22 protein-coding genes, 1 tRNA gene and 2 pseudogenes are annotated in these 20,590 nt (G+C 68.9%); 7 read left to right on the top strand and 18 right to left on the bottom strand.

What is annotated here, in order from left to right; translation table 11 throughout:
* The 4 genes and pseudogenes from GXZ33_RS12525 to GXZ33_RS12510 form a co-directional block, all read left to right on the top strand.
* A pseudogene (locus tag GXZ33_RS12525) lies at positions 1-267 on the top strand (alpha/beta hydrolase); the annotation flags it as partial.
* Complete coding sequence (locus GXZ33_RS12520; protein WP_291341578.1) at positions 264-653, top strand: YchJ family metal-binding protein; 390 nt, start codon at positions 264-266, stop codon at positions 651-653. The pseudogene GXZ33_RS12525 and the gene GXZ33_RS12520, both read left to right, overlap by 4 nt.
* A gap of 67 nt (positions 654-720) precedes the next feature.
* Positions 721-794, top strand: a tRNA-Pro gene (locus GXZ33_RS12515).
* Positions 795-962: 168 nt separating this feature from the next.
* Entirely contained in the window at positions 963-1,358 is a 396-nt protein-coding gene (locus GXZ33_RS12510) for a hypothetical protein (protein WP_291341576.1), read from the top strand.
* 25 nt (positions 1,359-1,383) lie between these two features.
* Here GXZ33_RS12510 and GXZ33_RS12505 read toward each other — a convergent pair whose 3' ends face one another.
* The gene (locus GXZ33_RS12505; RefSeq protein WP_291341574.1) at positions 1,384-2,769 is read right to left on the bottom strand and encodes an HNH endonuclease signature motif containing protein; all 1,386 of its coding nucleotides are present in this window, start codon (positions 2,767-2,769) and stop codon (positions 1,384-1,386) included.
* A 125-nt stretch (positions 2,770-2,894) separates the two neighbouring features.
* On the opposite strand from GXZ33_RS12505, the gene GXZ33_RS12500 reads away from it, so the two are divergent.
* Positions 2,895-3,266, top strand: coding sequence for a thioredoxin family protein (locus GXZ33_RS12500; protein ID WP_291341572.1), 372 nt, complete (start codon positions 2,895-2,897; stop codon positions 3,264-3,266).
* Here GXZ33_RS12500 and GXZ33_RS12495 read toward each other — a convergent pair.
* The 9 genes from GXZ33_RS12495 to GXZ33_RS12455 form a co-directional block, all read right to left on the bottom strand.
* Positions 3,263-3,769, bottom strand: coding sequence for an arginase family protein (locus tag GXZ33_RS12495; RefSeq protein ID WP_291341586.1), 507 nt, complete (start codon positions 3,767-3,769; stop codon positions 3,263-3,265). The two genes, GXZ33_RS12500 and GXZ33_RS12495, sit on opposite strands and share 4 nt — an antisense overlap.
* Positions 3,709-3,981, bottom strand: coding sequence for a hypothetical protein (locus tag GXZ33_RS12490; RefSeq protein ID WP_291341570.1), 273 nt, complete (start codon positions 3,979-3,981; stop codon positions 3,709-3,711). Before GXZ33_RS12490 ends, GXZ33_RS12495 begins: the two co-directional genes overlap by 61 nt.
* A 100-nt stretch (positions 3,982-4,081) precedes the next feature.
* Complete coding sequence (locus tag GXZ33_RS12485; RefSeq protein WP_291341583.1) at positions 4,082-4,873, bottom strand: ABC transporter ATP-binding protein; 792 nt, start codon at positions 4,871-4,873, stop codon at positions 4,082-4,084.
* Positions 4,873-5,766 (bottom strand): ABC transporter permease, encoded by an 894-nt coding sequence (locus tag GXZ33_RS12480; protein ID WP_291341568.1) that lies wholly within the window; start codon positions 5,764-5,766, stop codon positions 4,873-4,875. The genes GXZ33_RS12485 and GXZ33_RS12480 overlap by 1 nt, the downstream gene beginning before the upstream one ends.
* Entirely contained in the window at positions 5,763-6,752 is a 990-nt protein-coding gene (locus GXZ33_RS12475) for an ABC transporter substrate-binding protein (RefSeq protein ID WP_291341566.1), read from the bottom strand. Before GXZ33_RS12475 ends, GXZ33_RS12480 begins: the two co-directional genes overlap by 4 nt.
* 86 nt (positions 6,753-6,838) lie before the next feature.
* On the bottom strand, positions 6,839-7,864 hold the full coding sequence (locus GXZ33_RS12470; protein WP_291341581.1) for a diacylglycerol kinase family protein: 1,026 nt from the start codon (positions 7,862-7,864) through the stop codon (positions 6,839-6,841).
* A gap of 19 nt (positions 7,865-7,883) precedes the next feature.
* The gene (locus tag GXZ33_RS12465; protein WP_291341564.1) at positions 7,884-8,741 is read right to left on the bottom strand and encodes a PHB depolymerase family esterase; all 858 of its coding nucleotides are present in this window, start codon (positions 8,739-8,741) and stop codon (positions 7,884-7,886) included.
* Entirely contained in the window at positions 8,738-10,474 is a 1,737-nt protein-coding gene (locus GXZ33_RS12460) for an ABC transporter ATP-binding protein (protein ID WP_291341562.1), read from the bottom strand. The genes GXZ33_RS12465 and GXZ33_RS12460 overlap by 4 nt, the downstream gene beginning before the upstream one ends.
* Positions 10,474-11,919: an ABC transporter ATP-binding protein gene (locus GXZ33_RS12455; RefSeq protein ID WP_291341560.1), complete on the bottom strand. Its 1,446-nt coding sequence runs from the start codon at positions 11,917-11,919 to the stop codon at positions 10,474-10,476. Before GXZ33_RS12455 ends, GXZ33_RS12460 begins: the two co-directional genes overlap by 1 nt.
* Before the next feature lie 20 nt (positions 11,920-11,939).
* On the opposite strand from GXZ33_RS12455, the gene GXZ33_RS12450 reads away from it, so the two are divergent.
* The gene (locus GXZ33_RS12450; RefSeq protein WP_291341558.1) at positions 11,940-12,719 is read left to right on the top strand and encodes a class I SAM-dependent methyltransferase; all 780 of its coding nucleotides are present in this window, start codon (positions 11,940-11,942) and stop codon (positions 12,717-12,719) included.
* On the opposite strand, the gene GXZ33_RS12445 is transcribed toward GXZ33_RS12450, so the two are convergent.
* The 7 genes from GXZ33_RS12445 to GXZ33_RS12415 form a co-directional block, all read right to left on the bottom strand.
* A complete protein-coding gene (locus GXZ33_RS12445; protein ID WP_291341556.1) occupies positions 12,716-13,375 on the bottom strand; it encodes a hypothetical protein in 660 nt (219 codons plus the stop codon). The two genes, GXZ33_RS12450 and GXZ33_RS12445, sit on opposite strands and share 4 nt — an antisense overlap.
* A 484-nt stretch (positions 13,376-13,859) precedes the next feature.
* Positions 13,860-14,837, bottom strand: coding sequence for a hypothetical protein (locus GXZ33_RS12440; RefSeq protein WP_291341554.1), 978 nt, complete (start codon positions 14,835-14,837; stop codon positions 13,860-13,862).
* A 43-nt stretch (positions 14,838-14,880) separates the two neighbouring features.
* Positions 14,881-16,404, bottom strand: coding sequence for a ribosome biogenesis GTPase Der (gene der / locus GXZ33_RS12435; RefSeq protein ID WP_291341553.1), 1,524 nt, complete (start codon positions 16,402-16,404; stop codon positions 14,881-14,883).
* Positions 16,401-17,081, bottom strand: coding sequence for a (d)CMP kinase (gene cmk / locus GXZ33_RS12430; protein ID WP_291341580.1), 681 nt, complete (start codon positions 17,079-17,081; stop codon positions 16,401-16,403). Before cmk ends, der begins: the two co-directional genes overlap by 4 nt.
* Before the next feature lie 11 nt (positions 17,082-17,092).
* Positions 17,093-18,028: a pseudouridine synthase gene (locus tag GXZ33_RS12425; protein WP_291341551.1), complete on the bottom strand. Its 936-nt coding sequence runs from the start codon at positions 18,026-18,028 to the stop codon at positions 17,093-17,095.
* 60 nt (positions 18,029-18,088) lie between these two features.
* Positions 18,089-18,643, bottom strand: a complete 555-nt coding sequence (scpB, locus tag GXZ33_RS12420) for an SMC-Scp complex subunit ScpB (protein ID WP_291341549.1) — start codon at positions 18,641-18,643, stop codon at positions 18,089-18,091.
* Positions 18,640-19,404: a sulfurtransferase gene (locus tag GXZ33_RS12415; RefSeq protein ID WP_291341547.1), complete on the bottom strand. Its 765-nt coding sequence runs from the start codon at positions 19,402-19,404 to the stop codon at positions 18,640-18,642. The genes scpB and GXZ33_RS12415 overlap by 4 nt, the downstream gene beginning before the upstream one ends.
* A gap of 71 nt (positions 19,405-19,475) precedes the next feature.
* Here GXZ33_RS12415 and GXZ33_RS12410 point away from each other — a divergent pair, with 71 nt between their 5' ends.
* Complete coding sequence (locus tag GXZ33_RS12410) at positions 19,476-20,039, top strand: GNAT family N-acetyltransferase (RefSeq protein WP_291341545.1); 564 nt, start codon at positions 19,476-19,478, stop codon at positions 20,037-20,039.
* Here the strand turns inward: GXZ33_RS12410 and bioD are convergent.
* A pseudogene (bioD, locus tag GXZ33_RS12405) lies at positions 19,983-20,590 on the bottom strand (ATP-dependent dethiobiotin synthetase BioD); the annotation flags it as partial. The gene GXZ33_RS12410 and the pseudogene bioD sit on opposite strands and share 57 nt — an antisense overlap.

The following is a 20,590-nucleotide window of genomic DNA, read 5'->3' as shown; positions in this document are numbered from 1 at the left end:
GGGCGGGGCCGGGGCCACTCCCCCGTCGACCTGCTCATGGCCGGCCTCGCCGCCGCCACCACCCAGTCGATCCGCGACGCCGCCGACGGGATGGACCTCACCGACGCCCACGTCACCGTCATCTACGTCTCCCGCAACATCTTCGAGCGCCGGATCGAACTCATCGGCTCCCTCAGCGATGCCGAACGACGCACGCTTCTCGACGCCGCCACCTCCCCCTTCCAGACCATGCTCCCCGGCATCAAGATCCTGGATGTGCCGGCATGAGCGACCGGAACGACAGGCGCTGCCCCTGCAACACCGGCCTGACCTACGGGGAGTGCTGCGGGAAGTACCACGCCGGCGGCGTGGCCCCGACCGCCGAGACGCTCATGCGCTCCCGTTTCACGGCCTTCGTGGTCCGCGACGCTGAGTACCTGCTGCGCACCTGGGACCCCGACACCCGCCCCTTCGAGCTCACCCTCGTCGACCTGCCCGTCAGCTTCTACCGGCTGGACATCATCGACGTCGTCGGCGGCGGCCCCCTGGACCGCGAAGGAGTGGTGGAGTTCGAGGCCTTCTACAAGGGCGATCCGCCGGGCTCCCAGCGCGAACGCTCCACCTTCCGCCGCGTGGGCCGGGAATGGGTCTACGTCGCGGGAGATGTCTCCTGACCTGCGGATTCGCCTAAACAAACCACAGTGTTGTAACCTGAAGCAGTTGCACCTTACGGTGCGACGGCGGACTGTGGCGCAGCTTGGTAGCGCACTACACTGGGGGTGTAGGGGTCGCAGGTTCAAATCCTGTCAGTCCGACACAGTTGACGGAAGCCCGGTCCTCGTGACCGGGCTTCTCCTGTTTCCACCTGCGGTCATGTTCTTGCATCCCTTCGAACTGGCGTGCGTGTGCCCCCGGAGTCGTGTTCACCCTCGGTCCTGTGCTGCCTCTCAACGGTTCCATCAAACCCAAGGAAGGTAAGTAGCGTGACATCGTTTCGTGTTGAAGCGCCCATCATCGGCTGGGACGGCGAGCGGATAGAAGGCACCTTGTTCTTCGAGTACAAGGACGGCGAGTACATCGTCGGCAAGATGTTCGAGTTCACCCTCGACCAGCAGAATGCGGGCAGGTTCCCCTACCCGCCGGACTCCCCGACGCCGGTGGAGTTGAACGCCCGGGAGTCGCCGTGGCACTGGTACCAGGCCGGCCTGTACTACTGCCGCCGCATGGGCGACCCCAACCCGGAGATCACCGGCACCGTGCCGGAGATGCCGGAGGACATGGAGTACATGTTCGAGATGGATTTTGGGTGGGACAAACCCATCCCTGCCCCGGACCTGCCCGAGGACGTGGTCCAGCTACTCCCCGCGCGCCAGGTATAGCGCGTTTCCCCGGATCCCCGCCTGCTCAGATCGGTGGTGGGTCCTCATCGGGAGGCGCCAACCATTCCACGGGGTGCTCGGGAGTCTCCACAGGTGGGGCCGGAGAGTTGATGCGCTCCTGGTAGGCATCGAAACGCTCGCGGGCGGCCTGCTGTGCAAGGCGGGCACGGTACCTTTCGCGGCGCTGCACCCAGGTCTGCACCCACCGCCTCTGTTTCGGGGCCAACGGGCCGGTCGCCTCATCGACCGCCCAGGTGCCGTCCTTGAACAGCCAGTACACGTCTGCGGTGTGGGGATCGAGGAAATAGAAGATCTGCTCGTCGGTTTTCCGGTTGTGGTGGTGTCGACAGAGCATGATCATGTTGGAGGGGGTCGTCGGCCCGCCGTCGTCGTGGTTGATGCAGTGGTCTGCGTCGCAGTGCGTGGCCCTGCGACCGCATCCCGGCCAGCGGCAGATGTAGTCACGGCCGATGAGGTAGGCACGGATACGTGGGCTCGTCCCGTAGGCGGTGGTCCGCGCGTTGGCGGCCTCATCCATGTCGAGGGTTCCGGTCACCAGCTCCTTCAGAACCTTCACGCAGGACGGGGTGAGGATGCCACGGTCCGCATGGTGCACCGGAGAGTCCCCGATGTCCTTGGCGCTGTAGAGCATCATCGTGACTCTCGTGGTGATCTTCTCCAGGATGAGGTCCCTCAGGGCGCCGGCGCGGGAGGTGTCGCGCTCCTCGGCGACCTGATCCACCGCATCGAGGATCCGGGTGCCGGTGGCCTGGTCGACGATCATCTCGATGCGGATGTCCCCGCCTGTGAGTTCTTCGGCGTAGAGCTGCGCCGCCGGATCTTCTGCCGGGGGCAGGGAGGACATGAGCTCTCCGGGGTTCTCGCACGGCCGGGGACCGGCCTCCGGCTCCGGAGCTCCCCAGGGGTTCTCCCCCTGCACGGCGGCGAGGTCCTCGATGCTGCGGATGGTGGCGGTGACCGCCTTCGTGATCGCGTGGCTGGAGGGCAGGAGCTGGCGTGGACGGGAGGGTGTGAAGCGTTCCATGAGGTCCGCATCGAGCTCACGCCAGAAGAACTCATCGTCCTGGAGAGGCAAGGGGGCCTTCCGGACCGCCTTCTCGATGGTGGACAGGTGGTTCATGTCCAGCAGAAAGGTCTTCTCCACGAGTGCCCTGAGGCGCGGCAGGCGGTCCAGCACCTCGAGAGCGTCGAGGTAACGGGCCACCTCGTGCTTGCGGGCCCCGGTCTGGGCGTGGAGCTGGGTGGTGACGATCGTCCAGTCCTCCTCCGAGGTGACGTCGGCGACCGGCTGGTATGCGCGCCACATGGCGTAGTCGGCCTTGAGTCTGTCCTGGCGGAACGGGTAGTAGACGTTCTGCTCATCGAGCACCGCCCATGATGCTGCAGACACCGGCCACCCCTCCCTGAACATGTCGTCCACCTGTTCGATTCCCAAGTTAAACCACGCCCCTGACACAGGGGTGATTTACGGGGGTGGCCACCCCTAAACCGCAGGTCACAGGGCACAATGAAGGCATGACCACGACACTGACATCCACCACGTACGAAGACTTCACCGAACAGGACGGCCTGGTGTTCGTCCTGTTCTGGTCCACGTCCTGCGGCCCGTGCCTGCGCTTCCGCCGCATCTACAAGGCCGTGGACAGACAGTTCCCCGACATCCCCTTCGGCGAGGCCGAGGTGGAGATCCAGTTCCGTCTCGTCAAGGAGCTGGACATCTCCACCATCCCGGTGCTGCTCGTCTTCCGGGACGGTGAACTCATCTACCGGGACCCCACCCCGCGCCCCGAGAACGCCACCTTCAGCACCGTCGACGGCGCTCCCCGCTTCCTGGAGTTCATGTACAGCGAGGAGAAGTTCGCCGCCTTCGTCGAGAGTCTGCGTTAACCTCGCAGGAGCTCCGCCAGGGCTTCGATGACCGGGGTGAGCACCTGCACCGACTCCGGCGTGCCGACGCACTCGGTGATGCCGGCACCGACGACGTTGAAGCCGCTGAGCGTCTCCAGGGACGCCACGAGCTCCTCGATGGTGAGGCCGTCGGGCTCCGGCATGTTGTGACCGTCGAACTGGGACGGGTCCAGGACGTCGACGTCGACGTGGACGTACAGGTGGGTGGCACCCGCCAGGACCTCGGCGGGCTGGTCGGTCTCGATGCCCATGCCGCGTGCCATCATCTCGCGCTCGGCCTCGATGGCGCCGCGCGGGGCGATGAGCGCGACCTTCTGCGGGTCGAGGGTCTCGGTCGCGGTGAGCGCCGGGTCACTCTCGCCGAGCAGACCGGCGAGCACCATCGCGTGGTACGCGCCGTCGTGGGCGGTCTCCGGGGTCTTCAGGTCGGGGTGGGCGTCGTACCAGGCGACGGCCAGGCCGGGGCCGAAGCGCTCGCGCAGCTCCCGGATGGGGGCGAACTCGACGCCGCAGTCACCGCCGTCTGCGCCTCCAGGTTGGGGCCGGTCAGCACGGCCCGGTTGGACACCCCGCCCTCACGCGGGGAGGTCGACTGGTCGAGCTCCACGACGGTGTGGGGCAGGTCGAGCACCCGGGAGGCGTGGGCGGCGAGTGCGCGGCAACCGTCCGCCATCTCGGTTGCACGGGGAGTCATGGCTCCTTGGAACTGAGGGACAGCATTGATAATAATGTGTTTATTATAAGACATAAAAGTGCCCCGCTGCAGAAAGCAGCGGGGCGTCGGCAAGCGGGACCTAGCCGAGGAAGGCCTTGTCGGACAGTGTCGCACCCTTGATGTTCGCGAACTCCTGGAGGAGGTCACGGACGGTGAGCTTCGACTTCGTCGCGGCGTCGGCCTCGTAGACGATCCTGCCCTCGTGCATCATGATGAGGCGGTTGCCCAGGCGGATCGCCTGCTCCATGTTGTGGGTGACCATGAGGGTGGTCAGCCCGCCCTCGTCGACGATGCGCTCCGTCAGGCTCGTGACGAGCTCCGCGCGCTGGGGGTCCAGGGCGGCGGTGTGTTCGTCGAGGAGCATGATCCGCGGATTGGTGAAGCCCGCCATGAGGAGCGACAGCGCCTGACGCTGGCCACCGGAGAGCAGACCCACCTTCGCGGAGAGACGGTTCTCGAGGCCCAGTTCCAGGGAACGGAGCTTCTCGACGAACTCGTCACGCCGCTTCTTCGTCAGTCCCGGCCCCAGTCCCCTCCCCTTGCCGCGCAGCAGCGCGAGGGCGAGGTTCTCCTCGATGGTGAGGTTGGGGGCGGTGCCGGCCAACGGGTCCTGGAACACGCGGCCGACATAGCGGGCGCGCTTGTGTTCCGGGAGTTTGTTGACCTTCCGGCCGTCGATGAGCACAGTGCCCGAGTCGACGAAGAGCCGACCCGCGACGGCGTTGAGCAGCGTGGACTTGCCCGCGCCGTTCGAGCCGATGACGGTGATGAAGTCACCCTCGTCGAGCGTGAGGTTGACGTCGTTGAGGGCGATGCGCTCATTGACCGTCCCCGGGAAGAAGGTCTTGGAGATGTTCTCTACCTTGAGCATCACGCAGCCACCTTCGCACCCGTGGCGGCCGCGGGCCGGAACCGGGAGGTCAGACCCTTCCACCGGGGCACGAGCAGTGCCACGATGACCAGCAGCGCGGTGATGAGCTTCATGTCGTTGGGGTCGAGACCGACCTGCAGCGCCAGGAAGATGATGATGCGGTACAGGACCGCACCAACGATGACCGCGAGCACGGCCAGCCAGAGGAAACGCTGCCCGAGGATCGCCTGGCCCATGATGACCGAGGCCAGGCCGACGAGGATGAGACCGATGCCCATCGAGATGTCGGCGAAGCCCTGGTACTGGCCGACCAGCGCACCACACATGCCGACGAAACCGTTGGACAGCGCCAGGGTGAGCGTCTTGGTGTAGTCGGTGGACACGCCGAACGAGGTGATCATCGGCCCGTTGTCACCCGTCGCGCGGATGGACAGGCCGAGGTCCGTGGTGAGGAACCACACGACCACCAGGCCCAGCACCAGCACGACGCCGAGCAGGATGGCGGCGCCCGCCCAGGTGCCCAGCAGGCCGTTCTCACGCAGCGGCGTGAACAGGGTCTGCTGGCGCAGCATGGGGATGTTCGCGCCGTCCATGATGCGGAGGTTGACCGACCAGAGGGCGATCATCGTGAGGATACCCGCGAGGAGTCCGTCGATCCGGCCCTTGGTGTGGAGCAGCCCGGTCACGACACCGGCGAGGAAGCCGGTGACGAAGCCGGCCAGCGTCGCCAGCAGCGGCGGCCACCCGTGGAGGATGCCCACGGCTGCGGTAGCCGCGCCGGTGGTGAAGCTGCCGTCGACCGTCAGGTCGGGGAAGTTCAGGACACGGAACGTCAGGAAGACGCCCAGTGCCATGACCCCGTATATGAGGCCGACTTCGACGGCGCCGATCATACGGTCTCGGCCTCGTCCAGGATCTTCTGCGGGATGGTCACGCCGAGGCGCTCAGCGGCGTCCTCGTTGATGACGTAGGTGAACTCGGTGGCCTTCTCGACCGGCATGGAGGCGGTGTCCTCACCGTCGCGGAGGACGCGCAGCGCCATCTCGCCGGTCTGGCGGCCCAGCTCCTTGTAGTCGATGCCCAGGGTGGCGACGGCTCCGCCCTCGACGGTGCCGGCCTCGGCGGCGATGACCGGGATCTGCTTCTGCTCGGCGACCTGGACCAGGGACGCGATGCCCGCGACGACCATGTTGTCGGTCGGGACGTAGATGGCGTCGACGTCACCCAGGGCCTCGACGGCCTGCTGGATGTCGTTGGCGGTGGTCACGGTCTGGGTCTTGATCTCCAGGTCACGCGGGCCGGCGGCCTCCTTCGCCAGGTCGACCTGGACCTGGGAGTTGACCTCACCGGAGGCGTAGACGATGCCGACGGTCCGGGCGTCCGGGACCAGCTCCTTGAGCAGGTCCAGCTGGTCCTCGATCGGGGCGACGTCGGAGGTGCCGGTGACGTTGCCGCCCGGGGTCTCCTCGGAGTCGACGAGCTCGGCGGAGACCGGGTCGGTGACGGCGGTGAACAGGACCGGGATGTCGGTGATGTTCTGGGCGGTGGCCTGGGCGGCCGGGGTGGCGACGGCCAGGACTAGGTCGAGGTTCTTGCCGGCGAACTGCTGGGCGATGGTCAGGGCGGTGGCCTGCTCACCGTTGGCGTTCTGCTCGTCGTAGGAGACGTCGACGCCCGCGTCGGCGAGGGCCTCCTTGAAGCCCTCGGTGGCGGCGTCGAGCGCCGGGTGCTGGACGAGCTGGTTGATGCCGATGGAGTAGGAGTCGCCGCCGGCGGCTGCGGTCGTCGTCGGGTCGGTGGTGTCCGAGTCCGAGGAGCAGGCGGTGAGGAAAAGTGCGGCGGCCGCGAGGCCTGCCACTACCTTGGAGCGTGAGAACATGGGAGGTTCCTTCCGTGGGCCAGGTGTGACGTGTTACGTGTCTGAATCTACTTGTACATATCGTCACACGGGACATTACCCTCCGACTATCCCCCGAAGACCGCCGTTCCCGGGCGCGGTTCCCCCGGTTCGGCGGTGGGCGGCGGCACGGGCTCCCGCACGAGGAGACACTCCGGCTCGATGGTGACGGTGAAGGCGGTGACCTCCCCCACCTCGTCCCCGTCGACCTCGAACATCTCCGGGGCGGGCAGCCGGACCTCCAGGCGGGTGCCGGTGGTGTACTGCAGCTGCTCGATGTCCCCGGGCCCGCCGGTGATCTGCTCGTCGCGGCGACGCAGGCGGTTGAGCACCTTCCGCCCCATCTGGGTGGCCAGGCGTCCGACGATGAGCCCCCAGCCGGGCAGTCCCCGCGGGCGCAGGGCGACGATGTCGAAGTGGCCGTCGTTGGCGACGGCGTCGGGAAGCAGGGGCACCCCGGCCACCAGGTCGCCGCAGTTGCCTACGATGAGGGAGTGGACGCGGGTGTGCCGCTCGTGGCCGCCGTTGAGTCGCCACGTCAGACGCAGGCGCCGGCCGCCACGCAGGGAGCGGGCGATGGCCACGCCGTAGGCGAGGAAACCGATCCGCTTCTTCAGGTCGTCGTCGGTGTTGACGATCATCTGCGCATCGAGGCCGATGCCGGCCATGACGACGAAGTCCAGCTCCTCGGACTCCCCGGAGGGGTGGGTGAGCAGCGCGGTGCAGACGTCGATACGCGTGTCCTGCCCGCTGAACGCCGTCTCGACCGCCCCGGGGACGTCGAGCGGCAGCCGGAGGTTGCGGGCCAGCAGGTTGCCCGTGCCGACGGGGATGACCGCCAGCGCCGCACCGGTGCCGCGGAGGGCCGCCGCCACCGCGCGGACCGTGCCGTCCCCGCCGGCGGCGAAGATCATGTCGTGGCCGTCCTCGACCGCCTGCTGGGCCGGGGTGAATCCAGGGTCCTCCACGGTGGTCTCCAGGAACACCGGGTCCTCCCAGCCGTGCCGCCGGGCAGCCGCGGTGACCTGCTGTTTCATCTCCTCCGGGGCGCCCTTGACGGGGTTGTAGACGACCGCCACGCGCTTCTTGTCCATACCACTCACAGGGCCCACGCTACACGCCGAAGAAGGAGCGTATCTCCGCCGTCGCGATGGACGGCCACGTGTGCTCCCCACCCCCGACCCGCAGGTGCACCAGCGGCAGTTCACAGCCCTGCCAGTGCTGGGCGATGACGTGCTGGCCGTTGCGGGTCATCGTCGAACGCTCGCAGCCGTTGCGACGCGCCACCCCCTCCAGGACGCCCTGCACGGAATCATAACGCTCCCCGTGACGCATGCCGCCGTGGTAGCCGATGACCTTGTCGTGGGTGCCGTGGATGTCCAGCCGGGCGACGGCCTCCTCCGCGCAGGACTCGTGCGTCGCCTCGTAGTAGGCCGCCCCCACCGGGGCGACGGCATGGAACGTGGCGGGCAGCTGGCAGCTCAGGTAGGCGACGAAGCCACCGCCGTTGGAGAAGCCGGTGGCGAAGATCCGGGAGCGGTCCACCGGGTAGTCGTCGGCGATGGTCTCCACCAGCGTCCGCATGAAACCGATGTCCTCCTCCCCGGAGGTCACCGCGTACGGCGCCGGGGCCCACGCCTTCTCGACGCCCTGCGGGTACACCACGATCGCCTGCGCCACGTCCAGCTTCGTCATCTTCTCCATCGACTCCGCGGTCTCCCCCCAGCCGTGGAAGGCGTACACCACCGGCCACTGGCGGCCGCGGTGGAAGCCGTGCGGTGTCGAGACGCGGTAGCTGCGTTCCCGCCCGTCGACGGTGAGCGTGCCCTCCACCGTCTCCTGCGGGGAACCGACGCTTCTCGACGTCGGCGTGATCGACGTGACCGTCGTCGTCGTGGTGGCGGCCCCCTGCCCCTCCGCCGAGCATCCGACGAGCAGGAGGGCGGAGAGCAGCAGCAGGGTCAGCCTCATGCCCGGCCCTTCGACCAGGCGGACCACAGATCGGTGTAGCGGCCGCCGGCGGCGACGAGCTCCTCGTGGGTGCCGCACTCGATGACCTCCCCCTGCTCCATGACCAGCACCTGGTCGGCGCGCGCGGCCTGGTCGAGGCGGTGCGCCACCACCAGGGCGGAACGGCCCCGGGTGACCTCCTCCGCCGCGGACTCCAGGTCACCGGCGCCGGCGGAACCGGACTCCGCGGTCGCCTCATCCATGACCACGACCTTCGGGTCGAGCAGCAGGATGCGGGCCAGTGCCAGCTGCTGCGCCTCGACGGGGTCGAGCTGGTGCCCGCGGGCGCCGACCTCGGTGTCGAGCCCGTCCGCCAGTTCATGGATCCAGTCGGCGTGGACGCGGGCGAGGGCGTCGAGGATCTCCTCGTCCGTGGCGTCCGGCTTCGCCAGGGTGAGATCCTCGCGCAGCGTGCCGGAGAAGACGTGGACGTCCTGGGAGATCATGGCCAGGCGGGCGACGCGCTCGGAGTCGGACAGCGAGGACACCTCCACCCCGTCGACGGTGACCGAGCCCTCCTCGGGGACCCGCAGACCGGCGAGCAGGGCCGCCACGGTGGTCTTGCCCGCGCCGGACGCACCGACCAGGGCGACGGTCTCCCCGGGGCTGATCTCCAGGTTGAGGTCGCTGACGGCCCAGTCCCCGCCGTAGGAGAAGCGGACGTCACGCATGACCACCTCGCCGTAGGGGGCGCGGGCCCCGGAGTCCTCGACCGGGGCGGGCGGGTCGACGACCACGCCGACGATGCGGGTGAGCGAGGCGTAGCCGGACTGCACGGTGTCGAGCACCCGCATGAACATCATCAGCGGGCCCCGCAGCCGGATGAGCATGAGCATCGCGGCGGTGACGGCACCGACCGTGAGCGAGCCCTCCTGCACCGCCAGGTAGCCGACGAGCAGACCGCCGGCGAGGATGAGGAACTCACCCACCGACATCCACACCTGCAGCACGATCATGGTGAGGCGGGCGGAGAAACCGTGGTCGACCACCGCCTGGGAGGTGACGCGGATCCGCTCGTGCATCTCCTCCTCCATGCGGTAGGCACGGACCGTGGCGCGGCCGTGGATCGCCTCGAGGAGACGGCGGGCACGGTCAGCCATCGACGCCCGCTCCGCCGCGTAACGTTCCGGCGCGACAGCCAGGTAGCGGCGGGAGGCGATGACGTAGATCGGGGTGACCACCACGAGGATGAGCAGGAAACGCCAGTTCAGACTGACCAGGGCCACCGACGTGGCGAGGATGGTGAAGATCGAGCTGCTGAGGATGGGCACGGTCTCGGTGACCGCGGAGGAGAGCACCGCGACGTCGTCCGTCGAGCGGGAGACCAGGTCACCCGTGCCGGCGTCCTCGACGCGGTGGACCGGCAGACCCAGGGCCGTGCCGACCATCTCCTCACGCAGGTGCGCGATGACCCGCTCACTCAGCTTCGACACCAGGTAGAAACCGGCGGCGCTGAAACCCGCACCCGCGACGGCCGCGGCCACCAGGCCCAGCACCGCGGAGACGAGCGAACCGTCGGTGATGACGATGTCCACGATCCGGCCCAGCTGCCAGGGCACCGCGACCGTCGCCGCCGCCCCCAGGCTGAGCAGGAACAGGGCGATGAGACCCTGGCGACGCGCGCCGGGCACCCGGGCGATCTGGCGGACCACCTCACGGCGGACCTGCGGGAAATCCGCGAGTGGAAAACGCATCAGAGCACCTCCAGGACACGGTCGGCGACGGCCTTCCAGGCCGGGGCATCCGTGTAGACGACGGTGGTCCTCTCCCCGCGGCTGGCGGCGACACGCTCGCTGATGCGGGCCTCGGTCACCGAGTCGACGGCGGTGGTCGGGTCCTGCAGGATGAGCACCTCCGGGTCGGCGGCGAGGGCGCGCGCCAGGGCCACGCGCTGCCGCTGACCGCCGGAGAGGTTGCGGCCGTTCTCCCCCACCTCACGCTCCGGGCCACCGGGGATGTCCTCCACCGCCGCGCAGTGGAGGGCGGCCCGGGCCCGCTCGGGGTCGGGGTGGACGTTGTCGAGCACGGACCCGTCGAAGAGGTCCGCCGAGCGCGGGGAGACGATCACCCGGTCGCGCGGGGCGAGGATGATGTCCTCGGGGGCCCGTTCGGTGACCACGGTCAGTCCGGCTGGCAGGTCCGGGACGGTGGTGTGCTCCTCCGGGAGGTCGTAGGGTGCGGAGAGCACCTCACGGATACGGCAGCCGGAGGCCTGCGCGGCCGCCCAGCGGGAGGCGATGTTCCTGCCCAGCATGGTCATCGGCATGATGACGAACTGCGTCAGACCGATCGCGGTGATGAGCTCACCGATGCTCATCTGCCCCTGCATCGCCAGCCACGCCGCGACGACGGCCACCACGATGACGTAGACCGCGCCGGCGGTCTCCGTGACGGCGTTGAGGCGGGCCTGGGCGAGGTTGGCGTCGACGGTGCGTCGGTAAGCGTCGTCGGAGACGGCGGTGTAGCGGCGGCGGACGGTGTCCACCGCGCCGAGCCCCTTGAGGATGCGCAGCCCCTGCACCACGTCCGTGGCCGTCGCGGCCGTCCGCGCGAGCGCCGACTGCCTGCGTGCCGAACGACGGCGCAGCGGACCGGCGGCGACCAGCGCGATCCACACCAGCAGCGGCCCGCCGATGAGCACGGAGATGCCCAGCGGCACGTTGATCGCCAGCATCATGATGCCCACGTACAGCACCGAGGCGATCTCGGCGACGGGGAAGACGGCCATGATGACGGCGTCCGCGACGCGCTGGGTGTCGGACGACGCGATCGACAGCAGTTCACCCGCCGTGCGACGCCGACCCCCGACTCCGCGGGGGTCCTGGATGCGGTCGGTGACCGCCATGCGCAGATCATGCCCGATGACCAGCATCGACCGGTTGAGCAGGCGCCGGCCGAACCAGCTGGCCACCATGCCGGTGGCGAAGACGCCGGCCAGCACGCCGATCCACATCAGCAGTCGCCGGAAGTCGAGTTCCGCGACGGCCTCGTCGATGGCCCGGCCGATGATCACCGGTGAGAGTCCGCTGGACAGGAAGGTGACCGCCATGAAGATGCCGGCCGGCACAGTCCACTGCCAGCGGGACAACACGGTCTTGGGCAACCACCGCGGGTCGTCGGCGGCAGGAAGTCGTGTCATGATCAGCTATCTTACTTGGCGTGACAGTTTCGCCCGCTTTCCGCAAGGCCTCCGCCAAGGACACCCCGGAATTCACCGACGCCGCCCACCGGCGGGAGTCCGCCTGGGCCTTCCGCACGGGGGCGGACACCTACGACGACGTCCGGCCCGGCTACCCGCCCGCGGTGCTGGAGCTGCTGGGCGGCCACCGGCGCGTCGCGGACCTCGGCGCCGGCACGGGCAAACTCACCGCCGCGCTCGTCGCCGCCGGCCATGACGTGCTGGCCTCCGACCCCTCCGCGGACATGGTCCGCGTCCTGCGCTCCCGTCTCGACGTCCCCGTGTGGCGGGCGACCGCCGAGGCGACGGCGCTGCGTGCGGGCTCCGTCGACGCCGTCACCTGCGCCCAGACGTGGCACTGGGTCGACGCCGCCGATGCCTGCCGGGAGCTCGACCGGGTCGTGCGCCCCGGCGGCCGCGTGGTGCTGGTGTGGAACAACCTCGACGTCTCCCACCCGTGGATCCTGCGCCTGGCCCGCATCATGCACTCCGGCGACATCCAGCGCCCCGGCTTCCTCCCCGAGGTGCACGCCCCGTGGCGGATCACCCGGGAACTGCGCACCGGCTGGGTGCAGCACCTGCGGACGCAGCAGCTCCACGACCTCATGGCCACCCGCTCCTACTGGCTGAAGTCGGGCCCGGCCGTGCGTGAACGCATGACGGAGAACCTGCGCTGGTACCTGCACGACCGGCTGGAGTTCCATGAGGGGCAACTGCTGGCGATCCCCTACCGGACGGACGCGTTCGTGCTGGAGCGCTAGTTGACGCCGAACCCGTCGACACCCACCCAGAACGTGCCGCCCTGCGGGGTCGTGAACGTGGCGCGGTGTCCGTCGTGGTCGATGGTGAAACCATGGTGGTGGTAAGTGCCGGGTGGGGTGGGTTGGGCATTCAGACCCGCCAGGCCGACGTTCGACGCATTGTGGCCCCCGATGACAGGCTGGGAACCGCTGACATCGAAGAACACGGCGTTGGACTGGACCGTCGCCCCCTCCATGTCCGGGAAGTCCAGCCCCGTGGCGTCACCGCAGGAGTACCGGGCCCGCTCCGCCGACGCGAAACAGATGGCTTCTCCCCCGTTGTCGAACTGAATACGCGCATGTGAGGAGATGATCTCCATGATGCCGTTGTTGTCGAAGATCTCCGGATAGTCGGCGGCGTCGAAGTGACGCACCTCCGGGCCGGAGATGAGGAAGCCCTTCTGCGTTTCGAGGGTCACGCATCCCAGGCTGGTCTCATCCGGGACGAAACACGACGTCGTGCCCATCTCCACCACATCTCCGGGTTGGAGCCGGGGGCCACCCCCGTAGAAGAACCCGGGGTACCCACCGTCCTCCATCAGATACCCGAACTGATCATCCTCCGGGAGGCCGAGCATGACGGTCGGCCCGCGGGGGTCGTCGACCTCGCCATTCACACATCCACCTCCATAGGTCGGAAGTGGCCCGTTCGCGGGTTGTTCCACGATCTGGCATCCGATCACCCCGTCCGGCGAACGGAAATTGTAGGAGTTGCTGCCTTCCGTGAACCTCTCCCGGTCCTCCACGAGTGTGTAGAAGGGCTGTGGCTGAGCCTCCGCCACAGTCGTTTCCGGTGTCACGACATCCCCGCCACTGCCGTTGCTCTCCGTCGTGCAGCCGGCCAACAGCAACGCCCCCACGGCCAGGGCACCCATCATCGATGTACGCATGATCCCGAGACTATCCGGGGGCGTTCCACCGCGAGAGATATCGGGAGAACTTCTGCTCGTCCAGCGCGATGCTGTACCCCGCTGCACCCCCGGAGGAAGGCAGCGTCCTACCCAACGCATGCACTGCCGCGCCGGGATCGACGAGGTGGGGCGACGTCGATGACTCCTGGCACCTGGAACGGCAGCCAAGTCAATGGGCTGGTGGGGACGGTCATCGTCCGTCGCCGAAACCGTCGACGCCGACCCAGACGTTCTTCCCCTCCGCGGTGGTGAAGACCGCCCGGGTGCCGTCGTTGTCCACCCGCAGCCCCTTGAACAGGAACCGGCCGGCCCCGGCCCCCTGCGCCTGGGACTGGAACTCCCCCATGTCGCCGGTGCCGTGGCTGCGCTCCTGCCCGGGCACGAAGGTCACGGAGTTGGAGCCGGGCGGGAAGTTCAGCCCCCGGGCACCACCGCAGTTGATGTAGTCGCCGTTGCGGTCGCAGAAGATGTGGCCGCCGTTGTCGAAGTCCAGCCGCATCAGCTCGCCGATGATCTCGCGGGTCCCGTCCCGGTGCGTCAGGATGTCGACGGGCCGGTCCCAGTGGAGTTTCCGGTAGGCCTCATCGGCGAGTTCGAAGCCCTCGTCCCCGTAGACGTCGAAGCATGCCAGGGAGTTGTGGCGGGGGCTCACGCAGGTCAGGGGCCCGAAGCGGACCAGTTCCCCGGGCTCCAGACGGTGGTGGTCATTACCCCACCGGCGTGGGAGGGACGGGCTCGTGTCGTGGGAGAACTCCCCGTCCCCGTGCTGCCGGAACACGATGAGTGACTCATAGTCCCGGCCGGGGCTCCAGGAGTAGCACTCCCCCATCCGGGGATCGAGGACGCCGTTGCCCATGCCGGGTGCGGGCCACACGTCGCATTCGGTGACCCCGTCGGAGGAGGCGAGGGAGTGGCCGTTGCCGTTGAGGAAGGGGTCCGCGGACACCTCCCGGTAGAGCTGTGCCGGGATGGAGACCTGTGCGGCCCCGGTCGCCGGGTCAGCCGCCGGTGCCGTTTCCGCGGGCGTGGCGGGCAGCGTCGGATCGGGTGCCTCGCCGGTCACCGTCACCACCTCCGTGACCACCACATCCCCACCGTCTCCTGGGGTGCAGGAGGCGAGCAGCACAGCGGACGCCAGGACAGCGGAGACGCGACGGAAAAGTCTCATGACCTGAGTCTATTCCGCCGCGTCCTTATTTTCCGCGGAAACCCTACTTTCGTGGGCGGCGCTCGCGCACACGCACCGCGATGCGCACCGGGGAACCGTGGAAGCCGAAACGCTCACGGAACCTGCGCTCGAGGTAACGGCGGTAGCCGGCGTCGAGGAAGCCGGTGGTGAACAGGACGATGACCGGCGGGCGGGTCGACGCCTGGGTGGCGAACATGACGCGCGGGAGACGGCCGGCCTTCATCGGCGGAGGGTTCGCGGCGATGGCCTCACGCAGCCAGTTGTTGAGCTGGCCGGTCGAGATGCGCTTGTCCCAGCTCTCGAGGGCCTCGATCATGGCGGGCTCGAGACGTTGCAGGGCGCGGCCGGTCTTCGCGGAGATGTTGATGCGGGTCACCCACGGCAGGTGGGTGAGCTGCTGGTCGATCTCGCGGTCGAGCTCGTCGCGGCGGTCCTCGTCCATGAGGTCCCACTTGTTGAACGCGATGACCAGGGCCTTGCCCGACTCGAGCACCATCGACAGGACGCGCTGGTCCTGCTCGGAGATCGGCTCGGAGGCGTCGATGAGCATGACGCACACCTCGGAGGCGTCGATCGCGGCGCGGGTGCGCAGCGAGGCGTAGAACTCGTGGCCCTGGGCCGTCTTCACCTTCTTGCGCAGGCCGGCGGTGTCGACGAAGCGCCACAGCTTCTGGTCGAGCTGGACCAGGGAGTCGACCGGGTCGACGGTGGTGCCGGGCACGTTGTCGACGACGGAGCGCTCCTCCCTGGACACCTTGTTGAGCAGGGAGGACTTGCCCACGTTCGGCTTGCCGACGAGCGCCACGCGGCGCGGCCCCTCCGTGATCGAGGCGGCACGCGGCTTGTCCGGGAACAGGCGCAGCACCTCGTCGAGGACGTCGGCGCCGCCGCGGCCGTGGAGCGCGGACACCGGCCACGGGTCCCCGAGGCCGAGGGCGTAGAACTCCGCCATGTCGGCGTACATGGAGTCCGAGTCGAACTTGTTGGCGACGAGGATGACGGGCACGTCGGACTTCTGCAGGCGCTTGGCCATGACGGCGTCGGTCTCGGTGATGCCGACCTTGGTGTCGACGACCATGATGACCACATCGGCGGTCTCCATGGCCACCTCGGCCTGCCGCGCGATGGCGGCGTGGATGCCCTTGACGTTGGGGTCCCAGCCGCCGGTGTCCTGCACGAAGTAGCGGCGTCCGCCCCACTCCGCGAGGTAGGAGATGCGGTCGCGGGTCACGCCCGGGAAGTCCTCGACGACTGCTTCACGACGTCCCAGGAATCGGTTGACCAGCGTCGACTTACCGACGTTGGGCCGGCCGACGATGGCGACGGTGCACAGCTCCTCCTCGAGGTGCTCCCGGTGCTCGATGCCCAGGCGTGCCTCGAGGGCGGCCCACTCGGCCTCGGTCATGTCGTCGAAGTCGAAGTCCTCGGTGTCGAAGTCCTCGGGGGCCCACTGCTCGGCGTCGGTGAGCTCGGTTTCGTCGATGTCGTGCTCGCCGGGGAAGACGAACTCGGTCTCCTGCTCCTCAGGCATGTTCTCTTCGGTCATCGGTCTGACTCCTTCACGATGTTGATGAGGGTCTCGAGCACCTGGTCGAGGGTCATCTCGGAGGTGTCGATGATGTGGGCGTCCCCGGCGGGGCGCAGGGGTGAGGTGGCGCGGGAGGAATCGAGCTCGTCACGACGGATGACGTCGGCGAGCACGGTGGCGAAGTCCGCCTCCCGGCCGGCGGAGCGGTCCTGGTTGTAGCGGCGGCGCGCACGGACCTCCGCGGAGGCGGTGAGGTAGGCCTTCGCCGGGGCGTCGGCGAGCACGACGGTGCCGATGTCACGCCCCTCGACGATCGCGCGGTGCGCGTCGGCAGCGAGGCGGCGCTGCAGGGCGACGAGATTCTCCCGGACCTCGGGCACCGCGGAGACCGCGGAGACGTTCCGGGTGACCTCGCGGCCGCGGATCTCGGCGGCCACGTTCTCGCCGTCGAGAAGCACCTCGGTGGAATCCGGGTCGTCGTTGACGGACAGCGGCAGGTCACGGGTCGCCTCGATGACGGCGGCGGTGTCCTCCGGGTCGACGCCCGCGCGGAGGACCGCGAGGGTGGCGACCCGGTACATGGCGCCGGTGTCGACGTACTTGGCGTCGAGACGCTTGGCCAGTGCGCGGCAGGTCGTGGACTTGCCGGTGCCGGAGGGTCCGTCGACGGCCAGGATCAGACCGCCGTCGGGCATGTTGCTGAGGGTCACAGTTCCACCGCCTTGAACAGGGAGGTCAGCTCGGAGTCGTTGAGGGCGCGCAGGGAACCCGGCTTCTGCTCACCGAGCTGCACCGTGTGGATCTTGGTGCGCACCAGGCGCTGCACCGGGAAACCGGCGGCCTTGAGCATGCGGCGCACGATGTGCTTGCGGCCCTCGTGCAGTTCGAGCTTGATCAGGGACTCACCCTCGTGGGTGTCGATGATCTGCACGTAGTCGGCCTTCGCGGGCCCGTCGTCGAGCTCGATGCCCTTCTTCAGGGTGGTGACGAGACGACGGTCGGCCTCGCCCAGCACGGTGGCCAGGTAGGTCTTGGAGACCTCGTACTTCGGGTGCATGAGGCGGTTCGCCAGCTCCCCGTCGTTGGTGAGGATGAGCAGGCCCTCGGTGTCGGAGTCGAGGCGTCCGACGTGGAAGAGACGCTGACCGGAGGCGACCTTCTCGGCGACGATGTCACCGACGCACAGGCGGCCCTCATCGTCGGACATGGTCGACAGCACGCCACGCGGCTTGTTGAGGATGAAGTACTCGAGATCCTCGTTGACGTGGATGCGGACGCCGTCGACGCGGATGACGTCGACATTCGGGTTGACGCGCACGCCCTGCTTGGTCACGGTCTTACCGTTGACCTCGACGCGGCCCTTGTCGATGAGGACCTCGGCGTGGCGACGGGAGGCGACGCCGGCCTGGGCGAGCACCTTCTGGAGGCGGATGCCGTCTCCGGCGGCGGGGGCGTCCCCCTCGTAGAGCCAGTCGGCCCCGAGGCTCTCGGCCACGGAGCGGGCGGAGGCCTGACGCTTCCGGGCGGAGACGTTCTGGCGGCGGGCGGGACGGGCGTTGGACAGCTGAATCTCGGAGGCCCGCAGCTTCCTGGGCTGCTGGTCCTTGTCCGGTGTGCCGTCACGGCGAGCGGGTGGGGTCACGTGAATCGTGTCCTATCTGGGGTATGAAATTGGTTCCGCTCCACTTTAGCGGAAGAGCCCCTAAAACTCCTCGTCGATGGACTCGACGTCAGGCAGCAGCGGGGCCAGGTCAGGCAGCCGGTCCAGCGAGTCGATGCCCAGCAGCTCGAGGAAGAGACCGGTCGTCTCGTAACGGTGGGCACCGGTGCCCGGTTCGACGTCCACCTCCCGGATCAGTCCGCGCAACTGGAGGGTGCGCATGACGCCGTCGACGTTGACGCCGCGCACCGCGGAGATCTGCGAACGGGTCGCCGGCTGGCGGTAGGCCACCACGGCGAGGGTCTCCAGGGCGGCGCGGGAGAGCTTCGTCTGCGAGCCGTCGAGAAGGAACTGCTCCACGGCCGGCGCGTTCGCCGGGCGGGTGTACAGGCGCCAGCCCTCCTCCGTCTCCCGCAGGTCGAAGCCGGAGCCGCGTTCATCGAACTCCGCGGCGACGGCGCGCAGCAGATTCCCGACGACGGACTCCTCCGCGTCAAGGACCCGCGCGAGGGTCTGCGCCGTGGCCGGCGAGTCGAGCACCAGCAGCACCGACTCCAGCCGCGAGCGCAGCTGGCTGATCAGCGGCAGGGACGTCACAGGCGTCCCCACTCGGACCAGGAGCCCTCGTAGACGGCGAGGTCCCCGTAGCCGGCGACCGTGGCCGCCAGTGCGTCGACGCAGGCGGTCACCCCGGAGCCGCAGGAGAAGGTGAGGTCCGTGCGCTCCCCGACCCGTTCCCGGAACAGTTCCTGCAGCTCAGCGGCGGTACGCATCCGGCCGTCCTCCGCGTAGACCTCCGTGTACGGCAGGTTGACCGCCCCCGGGATGTGCCCGGAACGCAGGCCGGGCCGCGGCTCCGGCTCGGTACCGGCGAAACGTCCGGCGGAGCGGGCGTCGACGATGAGGCGGCCGTCCGACTCCACCTGCGCCCGGTCGCGGAGGAGTTCGGGACGGACCACGGCGCTGAGGGTGCCCTGCCTGGTCGGGGCGGTGAGTTCCTCCACCTCGTGGCCGGCGGCCCGCCAGGCGGGGAGGCCGCCGTCGAGGACGCGGGCCCGGATGCCCGCCACCTGCGCCAGCCACCACACGCGCGGGGCGGTCGCGCCACCCTGGTCGTCGTAGACCACGACCGGCGTGCCGTCGGAGACCCCGTAGGAGGCGAAGAGGCCCGTGAGGTCGGCGGGGACGGTGTGCGGCAGCGGATCGGCGGGGTCGGAGAAGTCGCCCTCCAGGTCGGCCAGGTGGGAGCCGGGGATGCCGTGGGTGGGCGGGGTCGGTCCCATGGAGGCGCAGAGCACGACCGGGTCGCTCCATTCACGCAGCGTGACCAGTTCATCGACGGAGATCAGCGGGTTCATGTCTGACAGTCTAGGAAAATTGCCCACGGAAAAGCCTTTACGCCGAAATGTGACCTGTGTAACATCGCCGCATGGCTACGATAACGAGAACCGAACGACTCATCCTCATGCCCCTGAGCGCGCGTCACGACGCCGAGGCCTACAAGGTCTACAGCGACAAGCGCATCTGGGAGCACCGCCCGCACGCGCGCCACGAATCGGTCAAGGAGACCCACCAGCTCATCGGCCGCACCCAGGCGTCCTGGGCGGCGAAAGATCTCGGCCCGTGGGGCGTCTACATGCGCGACCAGCCGACCGAGTTCATCGGCGTCGGCGGCATCGAGCTCGTCGACGGCCGCGTCTGGGACCTCAAGTACCGTTTCCGCCCCGACAAGTGGGGCAACGGCTTCGCCACCGAGGTCTCGGAGGCCGCGCTCAAGGCGGTGCGGCGCATCGACCCGGACACCCCGGTCACGGCCCGCATCACCACCAACCACCCGGCCTCGGCCCGCGTCCTGGAGAAGGTCGGGCTCCACCCGGTGTGGGAGGGCCGGCGTGTGGGCACCGGCGATGACCCGAGTGAGCCGGACGTCCGGATCTACGCCGACCGTGAGCTGCCGGAGGAGCTCCTCGAATTCCTCAAGGCACGTCCCTGAGGTCCAGCGCCCGGCGGGCAGGCAGCCGAGCAGCCGCACCCCGGTCACCCGCGGCAGCTCGGCGAGGTTCTCCCGGGTCGCCAGGTCCGGCTCGGCCGGCAGACTGCCCCCGATGAGTCCCAGCACACGCAGTCCCCGGGCCTGCGCCGCCCGGACGGTCAGTTCGGCGGTGTTGAGGCTGCCCAGCCCCAGTGAGGTCACCACCAGGAGCGGGGCGCCCAGATCCGCGGCGATGTCCCCGATGGTCAGGTCATCGGCCAGACGCACAAGTAGTCCGCCCGCCCCCTCGACCAGGACGATGCGGTCGGGGCCGTCGAGCTCCCGGATACGGGCGCCCAGTTCCGCCCGCTCCACCTGCGGCATCCCCGCGCGCCGGGCCGCGATGTTCGGCGCCAGGGGCTCCGGGTAGCGGGCGAGCTCCACGCCCGGCAGTCCCGTGAGCTTCTCGACGCTCACCACGTCCCCACTCCCCTCCGGTTCGCCGGTCTGCACCGGCTTGACGGGGATCACGGTGTGCCCGCGGCCGCTGAGCACCGCGGCCACCGCGGCGG

Source organism: Corynebacterium sp. (assembly GCF_012838985.1).
Lineage (GTDB): Bacteria > Actinomycetota > Actinomycetes > Mycobacteriales > Mycobacteriaceae > Corynebacterium.
Note: the sequence above shows the minus strand (reverse complement) of the source record. Positions and strands in the feature narration are given on the sequence as shown.

What these genes read in the sequence shown, in the direction of transcription:
- GXZ33_RS12410 (WP_291341545.1), top strand. Translation starts at nt 19,476, where the DNA reads ATGGCTACGATAACGAGAACCGAACGACTCATCCTCATGCCCCTGAGC.
- der (WP_291341553.1), bottom strand. Translation starts at nt 16,404, where the DNA reads ATGACCGAAGAGAACATGCCTGAGGAGCAGGAGACCGAGTTCGTCTTC.
- GXZ33_RS12455 (WP_291341560.1), bottom strand. Translation starts at nt 11,919, where the DNA reads ATGACACGACTTCCTGCCGCCGACGACCCGCGGTGGTTGCCCAAGACC.
- GXZ33_RS12460 (WP_291341562.1), bottom strand. Translation starts at nt 10,474, where the DNA reads ATGCGTTTTCCACTCGCGGATTTCCCGCAGGTCCGCCGTGAGGTGGTC.
- GXZ33_RS12485 (WP_291341583.1), bottom strand. Translation starts at nt 4,873, where the DNA reads ATGCTCAAGGTAGAGAACATCTCCAAGACCTTCTTCCCGGGGACGGTC.
- GXZ33_RS12500 (WP_291341572.1), top strand. Translation starts at nt 2,895, where the DNA reads ATGACCACGACACTGACATCCACCACGTACGAAGACTTCACCGAACAG.
- GXZ33_RS12465 (WP_291341564.1), bottom strand. Translation starts at nt 8,741, where the DNA reads ATGAGGCTGACCCTGCTGCTGCTCTCCGCCCTCCTGCTCGTCGGATGC.
- cmk (WP_291341580.1), bottom strand. Translation starts at nt 17,081, where the DNA reads ATGCCCGACGGCGGTCTGATCCTGGCCGTCGACGGACCCTCCGGCACC.
- GXZ33_RS12520 (WP_291341578.1), top strand. Translation starts at nt 264, where the DNA reads ATGAGCGACCGGAACGACAGGCGCTGCCCCTGCAACACCGGCCTGACC.
- GXZ33_RS12440 (WP_291341554.1), bottom strand. Translation starts at nt 14,837, where the DNA reads ATGAGACTTTTCCGTCGCGTCTCCGCTGTCCTGGCGTCCGCTGTGCTG.
- GXZ33_RS12475 (WP_291341566.1), bottom strand. Translation starts at nt 6,752, where the DNA reads ATGTTCTCACGCTCCAAGGTAGTGGCAGGCCTCGCGGCCGCCGCACTT.
- GXZ33_RS12480 (WP_291341568.1), bottom strand. Translation starts at nt 5,766, where the DNA reads ATGATCGGCGCCGTCGAAGTCGGCCTCATATACGGGGTCATGGCACTG.
- GXZ33_RS12415 (WP_291341547.1), bottom strand. Translation starts at nt 19,404, where the DNA reads ATGAACCCGCTGATCTCCGTCGATGAACTGGTCACGCTGCGTGAATGG.
- GXZ33_RS12470 (WP_291341581.1), bottom strand. Translation starts at nt 7,864, where the DNA reads ATGGACAAGAAGCGCGTGGCGGTCGTCTACAACCCCGTCAAGGGCGCC.
- GXZ33_RS12490 (WP_291341570.1), bottom strand. Translation starts at nt 3,981, where the DNA reads ATGACTCCCCGTGCAACCGAGATGGCGGACGGTTGCCGCGCACTCGCC.